General features: G+C 46.6%; 9 protein-coding genes and 1 riboswitch. All 9 genes read right to left on the bottom strand.

Annotated features, from left to right (window positions below; all coding sequences use genetic code 11):
• Positions 1-912: 912 nt before the first annotated feature.
• Positions 913-1,479: a DUF2284 domain-containing protein gene (locus tag ACDG22_RS10000; RefSeq protein WP_004289236.1), complete on the bottom strand. Its 567-nt coding sequence runs from the start codon at positions 1,477-1,479 to the stop codon at positions 913-915.
• Entirely contained in the window at positions 1,476-2,234 is a 759-nt protein-coding gene (locus ACDG22_RS09995) for an ABC transporter ATP-binding protein (protein WP_004289235.1), read from the bottom strand. The genes ACDG22_RS10000 and ACDG22_RS09995 overlap by 4 nt, the downstream gene beginning before the upstream one ends.
• On the bottom strand, positions 2,231-3,211 hold the full coding sequence (locus ACDG22_RS09990; protein WP_007567607.1) for a FecCD family ABC transporter permease: 981 nt from the start codon (positions 3,209-3,211) through the stop codon (positions 2,231-2,233). Before ACDG22_RS09990 ends, ACDG22_RS09995 begins: the two co-directional genes overlap by 4 nt.
• On the bottom strand, positions 3,212-4,351 hold the full coding sequence (locus ACDG22_RS09985) for an ABC transporter substrate-binding protein (RefSeq protein ID WP_004289233.1): 1,140 nt from the start codon (positions 4,349-4,351) through the stop codon (positions 3,212-3,214).
• A gap of 11 nt (positions 4,352-4,362) precedes the next feature.
• Positions 4,363-6,441 (bottom strand): TonB-dependent receptor plug domain-containing protein, encoded by a 2,079-nt coding sequence (locus ACDG22_RS09980; RefSeq protein WP_007567603.1) that lies wholly within the window; start codon positions 6,439-6,441, stop codon positions 4,363-4,365.
• Between the two features lie 18 nt (positions 6,442-6,459).
• Complete coding sequence (locus tag ACDG22_RS09975) at positions 6,460-7,560, bottom strand: YncE family protein (protein ID WP_004293828.1); 1,101 nt, start codon at positions 7,558-7,560, stop codon at positions 6,460-6,462.
• Positions 7,561-7,588: 28 nt separating this feature from the next.
• Complete coding sequence (locus ACDG22_RS09970; RefSeq protein ID WP_370858874.1) at positions 7,589-9,679, bottom strand: receptor L domain-containing protein; 2,091 nt, start codon at positions 9,677-9,679, stop codon at positions 7,589-7,591.
• A gap of 14 nt (positions 9,680-9,693) precedes the next feature.
• Entirely contained in the window at positions 9,694-11,475 is a 1,782-nt protein-coding gene (locus ACDG22_RS09965) for a PKD-like domain-containing protein (RefSeq protein WP_004293827.1), read from the bottom strand.
• A gap of 64 nt (positions 11,476-11,539) precedes the next feature.
• Positions 11,540-12,457 carry a DUF4465 domain-containing protein gene (locus ACDG22_RS09960; RefSeq protein ID WP_007567599.1) on the bottom strand — a complete coding sequence of 306 codons (918 nt, stop codon included), beginning with the start codon at positions 12,455-12,457 and terminating at the stop codon, positions 11,540-11,542.
• Positions 12,458-12,612: 155 nt separating this feature from the next.
• Positions 12,613-12,804: riboswitch (cobalamin riboswitch) on the bottom strand.
• Positions 12,805-13,069 lie beyond the last annotated feature (265 nt).

Raw genomic sequence — 13,069 nt, 5'->3', positions numbered from 1 at the left:
GGAGACAAGGAAAAGAAACCATAAGACATACACGGCTACCTGTCATTCTCCATTTGCAGAAGTGTAGAAGTAGCAATCCGTTAATGGAGACGATGAAAAAAACAATGAACTATATACGGCTACATGTCCATTTCTCCATTTGCAGAAGTGTAGAAGTAGCAATCCATTAATGGAGATAATGCAGAAAACCATGAAGCATATACGGCTACATGTCCATTTCTCCATTTGCAGAAGTGTAGAAGTAGCAATCCATTAATGGAGATAATGTAGAAAAACCATGAAGCATATACGGCTCACTGCCGCTCTCCATTTGCAGAAGTGTAGAAGTATCAATCCATCAATGGAGACAAGGAAAAGAAACCATAAGACATACACGGTTACATGCACATTCTTCATTTGCAGAAGTGTAGAAGTAGCAATCCGTTAATGGAGACAATGAAGAAAAACAATAAGGCGTATACGGCTACCTGTCATTCTCCATTTGCAGATGTGTAAAAATAACAATCCATTAATGGAGAATAGGGTATGGAAAGGGCAGATTTCCAGTACATACGTCTCCCTTATTCCTGAATTATGGGCGTAAGTCACATGATTCAGGAGAGATAGCCACCTTTTTATGGGGAGAGCAGCCGGCAAATGCCTGATGGAAATGACCCGAAAATCACAGGAGAATAACCGTACAATAGGCTGATACACAATTCCTATTGGAGAATGTTGTCCCCATTAGGGGACAGCAAGTTGTGTTTTCGTTTAACGAAAACAGGACGGTTTAACGGAGAATACACCGATAAACCGTTACTTATTTCAAGCTCCAGCGTCGCTTTTTACATATCTAACTATAATTCATTTGAAATCACAAAACAGATTGAACCGAATGTGGTTAGTTTGTCTGTTTATTTCATGTCCGAATCATTAGTATGCTATGTTGCAAAGTTCGTATTCATTATGAAAAAATCCGCTTACGAGAACAAGATATTCAGGTAATTTGCCATCCTTTCCCCAAAGAAGTTCGATGTTAAAAAGTTCAGAAAGCGTTTTGGCTATGTCAAATCCGAAGGCTTCGAGTGACGGACGCACTTTTTCCGGGTGTCGGCATGGTGTGCCGCAGTTACGCGTACACTCGTTATCTGAGCAGTGAAGACATTTACCTATATAGGCAAATGAACGCCCTCCATATTTCCGCTCCATATCCAATAATTCGCTCTCGATTCGTATCCGTTCCGGTAAAATGAGTTTTTGTGTATATTCAATCGGAATATCTTTGTCTTCAGGGATTATCTTCGTTGCCATAAGATGTGCATACTTGTATTGTCGGAGAAACGATTCCGTATCAAAATCAAATGGAGGACACCCCCAACTTTTACCGTAATTGGTACATTGTTTGCAAAGTTCAAGAAAATGTGGTTCGTCACGGAATTCGGCGATATATCCTTCAACAGTGATGTCTGAAGTAAAATTTTCTACAGTGTATATACTCATTGTTTCAAAATCATTGTACCGCATAAGGAGTCGAAACGGATGTTTTCATTTTGGAAAAGTCTGTCAATGTATCCGCTTTTCTGCATTTCAGACGCGGTCAAGCAACTTAAATTCGGGGTATCTAACAATGCTATCGAATCGCACATGGACAACGCGATGTCAAGTTCATGTGTCGAGAACATGATACATTTTTTCTCGTCGTGGACAAGCCTACGAAGCAACGCCACAAGTTCGTAGCGATTAGGCATGTCAAGAAAGGAAGTCGGTTCATCAAGGAGAATGATAGGAGTATCCTGTGCCAATGCACGAGCAATCATCACACGCTGGCATTCGCCATCCGACATTTTATCCATCGTGCGGTTTGCATAAGCCTCCATTCCCACCGAAATGAGCGATTGCATGACTATCTCCTTATCTGTTTCTTGCATCCTACCTATCCAGTTGGTATAAGGAGCACGGCCTATGGCTACGACATCCTTGCACCGCAGGTTGGCGATGCGCGTGCGCTCGGTCGTGACGACAGCCAGCGTTTTTGCCATATCTTCGGTTTTCATGCAGGCGATGTCGTGCCCGTCGAGAATGATTTTTCCGGAATAACACCGGTTCAGACCGGCTATGGCGCGGAGCAACGTCGATTTTCCTGTCCCGTTTCTTCCGATAAGGGCTGTCAGTTGACCTTTTTTTATCGTGGCATTTACCTCGTGGAGCAACGAGTTTTCTTTGTAACCTATGGAAAAATGCTGTAATTCTATCATGCGGTGATGGATTTGTTGCGTAAAACCACCCATACGACGATTGGGATTCCCAATAGAGCTGTAATGGCGTTGATCGGCAAGGTGAATATTTTAGAAATGATGTCGCAAAGAAGCAATATCGATGCTCCCGAAAGAATTGTTCCGGGCAGAAGGACATGATGATCACTATTTTGGAAAAGCATTCTTGTGACATGAGGCATAGCGAGACCTATGAAACCTATCGGACCGCAAAAAGCGGTTATCGTTCCGGCGAGCAGCGTTGTCGAGAGAAACAACAGGCTGCGTGAACGCCGAATATTCAGTCCCATTGTTACGGCATATTCCTCTCCGAACAGCAGGAGGTTAAGCGGTTTGATGGTCAGTACCGCCAACAGCAGTCCGGCAAACACCGATGGAACAAGAATCAGAAGTTGTCCGGAGGTGACGTCACCCAAAGCCCCCATCGTCCAAATGACAAAGGCTTTCAGCGATTCCTCTTTGCTGAGGTACTGCAATATCTGCACGACAGCACCTACGCCCGATGAGAACATCATGCCCAGAATCAGGATTACCATGATGTTTTTTATTCGCTGTCCGACGGCAGTTATCACGAGCAACACGACAGCCGCACCCACCCACGCTGCTCCGGCAATGCCTATTGATGAACCGATCCCGGCAAGTACCACAAGTGCCACACCGAGACTTGCACCGGAACTGATGCCAAGGACATAGGGACCGGCAAGAGGATTACGGAAGAGGGTCTGCATCTGAAGACCGCTGACCGATAAGGCAGCCCCGGCCAACAGTGCCACTATAGCTTTTATGAGGCGTATGTTGAGTACGATTTTTTCCGTGGCACGGGAACAATTTCCCCCGGTCAGTGCTGCCCATACATCGCGGATCGGAATGTTGACAGCTCCCACGGCCAAGTCCAGTAAAAAAAGACCGACCGTGAGCGTAATCAATATGGAGAATAATATAGTCGAACGGGAACGCATCTATTTCAGTTGCTTGTAATACACACACTCTTCCTGCACCAGTTCAGGATGGAATATCTTCACGAGGTCGCGGAGCACGATGTCAGGATTCACGACGGCAGACTCGTAATAGTCGTTACCCCCGGCTGTGTTGGTACGGGCGTTGTTGTTATACACCTCTCCATTTTTGAAACATCGGGTATCGGTGAATTTCGGACATGATGCCTTCAAGTCGTCAAGGGAGTTCGCCATTCCCACGTTCAGCCACATGTCCGCATCCGACGCGAGCAGATATGCTTCTTCTAAGTCAATGGGGATAGAAGCGTTTCCCGTGTTCTTCTGGTAGATATAGCGGCCTCCCGCATCAGTAATCAAGCGGGCTACATAACTTTGGGTTGAAGGCATGAACCACGAGTCGCCATAGGGAACATTAAGCATAACCGAAGGAGTGCCGAGGGTACTGTCGGCCACTTTCTTTTTCAAGGCGTTGTATCTGACCGGGATTGCGGCAAAGGCTTTTTCACCCTTCTCACGTTTTCCTGTGACTTCTGAAAGCACTACCATCCATTCGGCCTTGCCGAGAGGCGACTCTTCAAGATAATCGCCGACATACATGAACGGTATGTCGAGTTCTTCGAGTTTGCTTTCCATTGCGCTTGCGCCGTTCACCCCATAGAGCAGAACGAGGTCGGGATCGAGCGAGAGCAGCAACTCGTAGTTGATGTTCCCTTCATAGCCGACATCGCCAATACTGTCGCGGCGGGCTTGGATGTCTGGGTTGGAAATGTAGTCGATTCCCGAAACGCCGGTTATACACCGGACTTCACCGATTGCGTCAAGCATGGCGATATGAGTGGAAGACATCGCCACGATGCGTTTGGCGTCTCCTTTGAGTACCTGTCCTGCAAACCCTTCGGGAACCTCTTCACCGTTGCGGACGATAAACAGCCATGTGGTTACACTGTCCGCTCCCTGCCAGGGATTCCTGACGGTTATCAGTACGCTTTCCTTCCCGCCCGCCCCTTTGATGTCGAAGCCGGAGGCATATTCGGGAGCATAAAGCAGCAGGTTGAAATCATTGATTTTTGAGCTTTTGTTGTGGCAGCCTGTAAATGCCAGAGAAAGCAACAAAATCAGGCTTAAATTCTTTAATGCGTTCATATTGATGCAGATTATCGTTTACTATTTTTGTTTTTTCCGAACTTGGGTGTTATGCCGATGAATATCTCGAAATTGATGCCCGGCATGGGACGGGACAATACGGAAAGGTATTCTTCATCGAACAGGTTGTTGATGCTGCCCTTTAGCGACAGATCGGCCCATCGGAAAGAGAGCTGTTTTTCCAGTGTCACGTTATTCATGAAGTAAGGGGGCAGATAGCCCGTCAGGGTATAGTCATTACTCGACATGGTATAACGCTGGCTGTAATAACACCATTTGTAAAGCAGGCTCCATGTCCGCCATGACAGACGTCCGGTCACCGTTGCGGAAAACTCCGGCACGTATGGCAACTGTTTGCCGACGGATTGGTCTGCCGGACTCATCGGTTCGCTCTCGTTGATCGAGGAAGTCCACGAGAAAGTTCCGTTCATATCCAGTTTCCAGTCCTTTCCGAGCATTATATCAAGGTGGGCGTTGGTCTCTGCCCCGTAAGCATGTACCTTTTTGAGGTTTCTGGGGGAGAAGAATCCCTTGGTTGTGGGTAGCCAGATGATCCAGTCGTCGATGTGCGAATCGAACCAGTTGATACCACCGCTCAAAGCATATACATTTTCTTTCCCCACCGAGAACGACAACCCCACGTCGTATGTGAAGCCGTGCTCGCTTTTCAGGTCGGGATTACCGCCCGGCAGAAAATAGAGGTCGTTCAGCGTGGGAAAACGGTAGTTCCGGGAGATGGATGCTTTCGCCACGATATTGCCTTTTTTCGACAGTACCCCGTCGATGAAGAAAGCCGGGATAACCGGGGCCCATTCCGTACCGAACATATCCTCGCGAAGGACAAGCGAGGCGGCAAAACGATCGACAGGCCGCCATTTCGCAGAAACGGAACCGGAAAACTCGACACGTCCCTTGTCATACCCGACAACAGCCTTGTTACCTTCCTGCGAGATGATATTTTTGTCCGCGCTTTCCACCAAATGCTGGTGTACGGAAACACCGGCCGTGAACAGCCATTTCTCTGAAGGAGCATAATCCCCGTCCGCACTTCCGTAGAACGTGTTAATCTTACTGCGTGAGCGGGTCATCGAAGCCATTTCGCCGTTTCCCTTGTCCCGCTTGTAATCATAGGCCATCCATGTGTGTATATAGCCGCCTTTTACACCGACCTTCCATTTCTCCCGCACGCGATCCCACGAGAGGACGCCGCGAAACGTCTGCTCCCTTTGGCGGTTCTCGAAGTCCATGTCGTTCCCGTAATCCGTGCTGAGCATCGCCAGTTCCCGGTTAGAATTGATATACCAGGCGTTTAGCCCGAACTTGTCGCCTTCGCCCGTGTTATAATAAATTTCCTGCAAGACGTGCAGATCCTTATAAGCCCCGCTGCGGTTGCGTTCCGTCGGGTAATAGGAACCGATGATGTTCTTGTCCTCGTCATAGATGTTTTCCTTCTTGTCCCGGTTTCGGTATTTGTAGTCGTTGGGGGAAGAGGAATACACCACACGGGTGGAGGACTGCCAGTGTTTGTCACCGTAGGTCAGGCGGAGAAACTCGTCGAACGTGCTGAACGACCCCACTCCCTGCACGTACTGCAACCCGAACCCTTCATGGTTGGCCGGAGAAGTGGAGAGCCTGACCAGACCACCCAAGCCGCCGCCCGTTTCGTTTACCGATGACGTTCCGTGCAGCAGCGAGGCATCATCGATAAAGTAAGAAGGGATGGTGGAAAAATCCGTCATGCCCAGCATCGGGTTGTTAATGCGCATACCATTCCACGTCACTTGGGTATGCGAGGGAGAGGTACCCCGGAAAGCCACGGTGGATAACGTGGCGCGTCCGTAGTTCTTGACAAAAACGGATGAGTTGAATGTCAGCACATCGGCCATAGACAAGGCGATGTTCTCTTTCATGGCGATGGAATCGAAACGGGTTCGTTGCACGCCTATATCCTTCATAGGTCGTTTGCCCACCACCGTAACCTCCGGAATACGTAGTACCCTTTTGGTAATGCTGACGGAATTTTTCTGCTGGGCGGCAAGCAGAAAGGGCAGGCTTACCCCCACGAACAATAGAATAAGATGTCTTTTCATTTTTGTCCTCCTTCCTCGTTATTTCCAGCAGAAAGCTCCCGGAATGATTCCCACGTAAAATTCATCGATCAGCTTGCCTTGCGGCGAATAGCGATACACGATACCTTGTTGCTGGTAATCAATAGCGTCGGCCACATATACCTCCCCGTTGTTGGGATTGACCGTAAGGCCGTAGTATTTGGTGTCCCGAAACTCCAGAAAAGGCCGGACGGGAACACGGTCGGCTTCCACCGGCATTCGCCAAATATCGTTGTTGATCCAGTAAAGTGTATCCCGTGTACCGTTGAGCTGGACTTCCGAAGGCCAGTCGCCCAGCTTAAACTTGAACTGTTTCTCTACGGTGAAAGTCTCGGCGTCTATACGATAGAGAGACGGTGCCTCGTAACCGTATGGGCTGCCCTCGTAACCGCCATCCGTGATGGTCCACATCTTGTTGTATTTGTCCATGACCAGCGAAGTAGGTTGTATGCCGATGGTCAGTTCGTCCACGACCTTGTCCGTCTCCGTGTCGATTTTCAGGATGCGGTTCTGGTACGACCAGCAGTTCACATAGACGTACTTGCCGTATTGTACCATTTGTTCGGTGGAACCCGATTCCATGTCCATGTCTGGACATTCGATATAGCCGGTAATCTCGTATGTCTTGGGGTTGATGATGAAGATACGGTAGTCCCATATCTGCGTCACATAGGCTTTCTCATCCGACAGAAAATGGATATACCGGGGTGAGGTGAAACCTGTGATACGGCCCACTTCCTTGAAAGTATTGATGTCGATGGCGAAAATCACATGCGAGTTGTTCACCACGATCCAGCCTATACCGTCCCGGATAACCATAGACTGGGCCACATCGCCCAACTTGAACCCGTTGGCACGGTAAAACACTTCATTCTCCACTTCGCACGTGGCGGGATCGTAGTAGGAAAGCGTGGCATTGCTGTACTGGAAATTCCCCTCGTTGGTAATGAAAAGACCAGAGGCCGATACAGAGAAATCTTCCATCTCTCCGTAATCCCATTTCATGCAACTGCCGAAAACTGGCAGGCAGAAAAGAAAAAGGCAAATCCGTTGTATTGTTCTGCTCATTGTCATTCGGATAAAAAAGAGTACCCGAATCATTACGGGTACTCTGGTTAAGGTATAAGGTTTAATCCTGCTGCGTATATTGTTTGTCCTTCATATTTTGGAAGGTTGGGTTATACCCACATTTCGTCACGCTCCAACTTTCCCCCGTAATCATTCCGTTTTCTATAAACTTGCCGAAGAAAGTGTAGTCGGTAAATTTCGTCAAACCGTCAAAAACAACCCCATGCAAGGTCTCCAACTTCTCCATGGAAAGTGTTTCCTGAGAAAGAGAAGTCGCACTTTTTATCTGTAGCGTACCATCTATAGTCTGTAATTTATCACAAGTAATGCCTGTTGCTTTATTAACGAACAACCCTTCACCTCCTACGTGAAGCAATTCCGGAATATCCAGCGATTTACTTTGCAAAGATATTGCTAACGAACCCTCTCCCTCTTTATAATATACAGGAGAAGCTGAACAACAAACTTTGGATAGTAAGGGCAAGTTACAACTGGTAAAATTTCCAGATAAATAGAACTGTCCTCCCACTTCTTTCAAGACTGGCATTGTGATTGAAGCAAACATGGGTATTTGGATATATCCATATCCATCTATGATTTCCAAGTCGGGAAATTTGGCATTGCTTCGCATTTGGCCTGTCACATTTAGATTTCCATATACATGTTGAATTGTCGATATGGTATAATCGATATTGTTGGTGGTTGGCTTACAAGTGAAGTCTTTGATATTCTTGAACGTGATTTCAGGGAACTTATTATTCGTGAGACTGGTGATGACAAAATTTACATTTGACAAATCTTCGGCTGTTTCAATTTTGGAGAGCTGCACCTTGTTTATAATTTCAATCTGGGGCGCTGTTTCTCCGAAGGTTTCAAATCGGGCGTTCGGCAACAGCAGTGTTCCGCTCACATCTTCAAGATAATCCAGCGTGATGCTTCCAAGTGTGGTGATCTTGCTCCAGTCGGGAAGTTGTTTGAGTGCCGTGAAATTCTTTATCTTTATCTGTCCCTTTATCGTTGTCAGTTTGTCCATTCCACCGAAAGCCTGAAGCACGTCATTTCGTTGGGGAACAAAACTACCGGTAGGAGGAGCTTCCATATTGGCTTCCATAATAATACTTCCGTTTACTGTTTCGATTTCCGGAAGGTTGATGGTTTCCAACATCACGGGGACGGTATGGAAATCAAGGCCACCGGTCTCTTTCAGCTTAAGGAAGCTCATGGAAGTCAGCTTGGCAAGATTGTTTACGGACAAGACCCCTCCGACACTTGTCAGTTCCGGTATTTCCAAAGACGCAATCGAACCGGCTGCTGTGTTCTCTTCATTGAGTCCTTGAAGATTCAGATCCTGACCTACAGTAGTCAGAACCGGAAACTCAAAACTCTGTAACGACGACGCATTGAACATCACGCTTCCTTCAATAGTTGCCAGTTTCTCGAATAGGACATACGTCACTTGGTCGTTATATACCGATATGTCTCCGGAGAGCGTTTCCAATACTTTCATGGAAATCATGTGAAGTTCCGTAGCTTTCGAGGCGACATCGGTCGAACCTACCTGTAAACCTCCGGCAGAAACGATATTATCCAACCCTGTCAAGTCTGCACCGTTGTAACTGTTACGAATGACAATGTTGCCAGTAACCTCTTTCAAAGATGCCAATGCAGATATGTCAGTGATTTTTTCTGCCTCTTCCGCATCAGAGCCGATAATCAGGTTCCCTTTGACAACGGTTGTTTTGGTTGCGGCAAAAGAAGCTACCTCCTCGGTGGTCTTCAACTCCACATCTCCGTCAGATTCTATCTCGCTTTTCACGACCTTATAGGTATATTCGCGGGCATCTCCGTTATAGGATGTCACCCGGAAGGTTCGTTCGTTATCCCAGTCCGTTACCGTTTCAGGATCAGGTATGATTGTTGCAGAAGTTGTGTACTTGAATTCCACTTCGGCGTTGTTCAGCGATACCGTATAGGGAACGGTTATTGTTACTGTATTGTCCGTAATGTCGGCCGTGTACGATTTCCCGTCCACGGTCATCACGACCGATGTGATGAAATTTTCATCTGCATCTTCAGGTATAATTTCATCGTTTTTGTCACACGCTCCCAAAAAGAACAAGGATAGGAGCATGGGAAGAAAATAAATTTTCATACTTGTAATTTTTATTATTTGGTTAGATCCTCAAAAGAAAATACCTCCGTAGAAACTTCGCCCAGCCAGCCGCTTTTGGCCAGAACACCGCATTGTATTTTGATAAAGTCAATATATTGCAGATTGGCTTCCGTTCCATCGGCATGGATGGCATTGGAAATTTTGAAACCGTTCCTTTGTCCGCTTCCATCCACCGTACTGCCGCCTTCTATCTGGTCGTTTCCGAAATTATCCACGTACCCCCAGTCATAACTCTGATTATCCCAATAACCGGTTTGAGAATCTTGGGTGTTGCGGGCGGCCAGACAAGTGCCTGTCAGGGTATAACTGTTTTCCGAAATCCAAGCCGGATAATAATAGTCTTGTGTATGATAAGCGGACAGATAGTCTACCCAGCCGTTTCTACCGTCGGAACTGATCCATTGGACATCCATTTTTTTGCCTTCCGGACGGTAATAGGTCACTTCAAAATTCTGTATTGTTTCTTCCTTGCCTGCTTCAGATCCTTTCAGTTCGTACCACTCGTCATCCGGCAATCCGTTTCCGTTTATATCTTGCATGACCCATACGATACCCGGTTCGGAACTGCCGTCAAAGGCGTTCCCCTGAACACAGAAATCATATTGGTTACCCGAATTGGGAATACTGTGGTCGAAGCCGACGATGATATAACCCCCGAAAGAACCTAAAGAGACGTGCAGTTTGTCTTTCAAACGCTGTGTTGCCCATGCGACAGCCGCTTCAGGGGATGTTTCGTTGCCGGTCATACCGCCTATCGTGCTCGTCTCGTTGATAAATTGGCCGGGAGCTGGGGTATATTCATAGACTTTATTCCAGAGCTTGGAACTTCCCGAAGCCCGGAAGCCGTCTTGTTCCTTTTTGTCCACACAAACGACTTTTACGGTGGCAGTGACAGCCGTTTTCCCTTTGTCGATATTCCTGCTTATTTTTTCCGTCGGTGTGTCTTCCGACACAGTACAGGAGACGGTGTATTCTCCGGGTGCGGACGGCGTGAACTTGAACATGCGTTCCACTTCTCCTTCCATGACCTGACCGTCCACACTCCACTCAAAACGGGGATTGTCGAAATACTCCAACAACGGACGCAGGAAAACAGGACGGTCGGCAAAAGTGTACCTGTCCGTGGATGTTTGCAGGTAAGACGGGGTCGGGAATTTGACAACGTAGGGCATCGTTTCCACGACCTCTACGCTTACGTCTTTCGTTGTTGTCCCATCTATATTGGAAGCGTTGATTGTCACCGTATAAACACCGAGTTCTTTTTCATTGAAAGTATAAGTATTCTCGGTGGAAACGATTTTTCCTTCCCGTACCCATTCGATTTTGAACCCTTCGACATCCGAATGCTGAATATCGGGAGTAAATGTGTAATCGGTATTCCGGACGACTTTTAGCCCCTGCGAAGGTAGTGCCAGTGAGATGACCGGAGGGGTGAGTTCTTTCACTTCTACTTTCAGTTCCTCTTCGGCATAGCCTTCCGCATTGTCTACTCTTAGTTTGACATAAAAATCCCCGCATTCATTCCATGTACGTTGAAGAGACGGACCCGAAGAAACCAGCGTACCGTCTATCGTCCAAGCAAAAAGAGCATCTTCAACATTCTGGTATGTCGGGGCGATAGTCAATTCGTGATCGACCTTGACCGTGTAAATACCGGTCTCGCTGTCAAGTTCTATTATAGGTTGTCCTCCTACTTCTTCGGTAATGACTTCATCCTTGTTGCAGGAGGTGAACAGCATACAGGCAGAAATAATAAAATAGTGAAAACGATGCATGATGTGTGGATTTTAGAAAAATAACAGGGATACCCCCGACAGAAGGGATATCCTTATATTCTTTTTATTGTATGGTGATATCATCAATACAGATATAAGCCGGAGTATTCAAACCGTATGCTCCCGAATCCGAACCCTCGAAGTTGAATTTCACACTTTGCACCCCTTCGGCATTGATTTCCCAATAATCCCATGTCGTGATAGGATCAACCTGTTGTTGGCCGTTACGATAATCGGCTAAAAGACGTTTGTAAGTGCGGATCAGACCGCCATTCGCATCATAACATTCCAGATTCACTTGGAAATACCCTTTCATCTCTTTCAGAGGAGTCGCTACCCCCGTAGAACCGAACTGATTACCATAAGTAATGACACCATAAGTGTATGAGGTGTTGCAGATCCACAGGCCGACCAATTTCCGGGGAACATTGAAATAAAATTCTGGTTTAGCCATCCATGCCTGATTGTAAGCATCCACATATCCGTAAACGACACCGAAATTGGAACCGCTGTGCCCGGCTTCCTTATTCTGTCCTTCCGCTTCCACCGCAGTGTTATAGACAGAACATTGGTTTAGATAAGAATACCACCAGTCTCCGGTATTTCCCGACTGATTGGAGCGGATGTTCCAGTTGGAAAGTGCGATGCCGCCGCTGGAATACTCTGTGCTTCCACCTACAGTATTAAACATTGAAAGGAAGAGATATTCTTCCGGAGTATTGTCGTAAATGGTGGTTACTTGAGGATACCCTTGGTACGAATAAAGATTTTCTCCGGCCGAGGTAGGTCCTGCTAACATGCCGGGATCGAAATCATCGAAAGTGATAGTTAAAGTACCGTCCGGATTTGTCACAGCACGGGTTTGCGAAGTTCCGGAATCAACCGGGTCCATCAAAAAGTCATCGTCCGAACTACAGCCAGAGAACAAGGCGGTTGCGGTAAATAGACAGGCACCTGCCAGAAAGCGTAATTTTCTTTTCATAGGTCACTCATTTTAATGTAAAACATATTATTAACAAACACAAAAAATTCCCGTTCGTGCGGACTTACACGAACGGGAATATGTCTGTCTTCAAATATTGAATGGCCGATGAGCTATTCCTTATTTGATTACGACCCGTATATCCCGCAGGTGTAAATCTCATTCCGGTCATGGCAGGTCTTCTGACTCGTCCCGGTCATCGTGCCTTCCCGGTATTACACCAGTGGCAAAAGTTCGATGTCCGTTTTTGTGGACTCACAGCAGCGGGTACTGTCCCGGATTTTCACCGGGTTCCCTTTTCATTCGGAAGGCGTAAACCTCCCGAAACCATTTCCCGACTGCAAAATTATCTATATTACATATCAATTCCAAATAATTCATAATATTTATAATAAAACACACAAAGCATGACAACCGTACTGTTTTAATTAGAGCATTCAAGTTTACGACAAACGAAGACGGTAATTATCATACACAATATCCATAAACCAACAAAACAGCTTGCCATTTTCCATAACAATGCGTTCTGGAATAGATAACTGTTAACTGCAATTATGCAAGCAAAAAAAGCAGACAGAATAATGACTATTAATATCATGCACCAGAAATTAA

Source organism: Phocaeicola coprocola, from assembly GCF_041333015.1.
Lineage (GTDB): Bacteria > Bacteroidota > Bacteroidia > Bacteroidales > Bacteroidaceae > Phocaeicola > Phocaeicola coprocola.
The sequence above is the reverse complement of the archived record's forward strand: the minus strand, read 5'-3'. Positions and strand labels throughout refer to the sequence as shown.

Bases quoted from the DNA above. Each gene is read 5' to 3' on its own strand.
- ACDG22_RS09975 (WP_004293828.1), bottom strand. From the start codon at position 7,560: ATGATTCGGGTACTCTTTTTTATCCGAATGACAATGAGCAGAACAATA.
- ACDG22_RS09985 (WP_004289233.1), bottom strand. From the start codon at position 4,351: ATGAACGCATTAAAGAATTTAAGCCTGATTTTGTTGCTTTCTCTGGCA.
- ACDG22_RS09995 (WP_004289235.1), bottom strand. From the start codon at position 2,234: ATGATAGAATTACAGCATTTTTCCATAGGTTACAAAGAAAACTCGTTG.
- ACDG22_RS10000 (WP_004289236.1), bottom strand. From the start codon at position 1,479: ATGAGTATATACACTGTAGAAAATTTTACTTCAGACATCACTGTTGAA.
- ACDG22_RS09965 (WP_004293827.1), bottom strand. From the start codon at position 11,475: ATGCATCGTTTTCACTATTTTATTATTTCTGCCTGTATGCTGTTCACC.
- ACDG22_RS09990 (WP_007567607.1), bottom strand. From the start codon at position 3,211: ATGCGTTCCCGTTCGACTATATTATTCTCCATATTGATTACGCTCACG.
- ACDG22_RS09970 (WP_370858874.1), bottom strand. From the start codon at position 9,679: ATGAAAATTTATTTTCTTCCCATGCTCCTATCCTTGTTCTTTTTGGGA.
- ACDG22_RS09980 (WP_007567603.1), bottom strand. From the start codon at position 6,441: ATGAAAAGACATCTTATTCTATTGTTCGTGGGGGTAAGCCTGCCCTTT.
- ACDG22_RS09960 (WP_007567599.1), bottom strand. From the start codon at position 12,457: ATGAAAAGAAAATTACGCTTTCTGGCAGGTGCCTGTCTATTTACCGCA.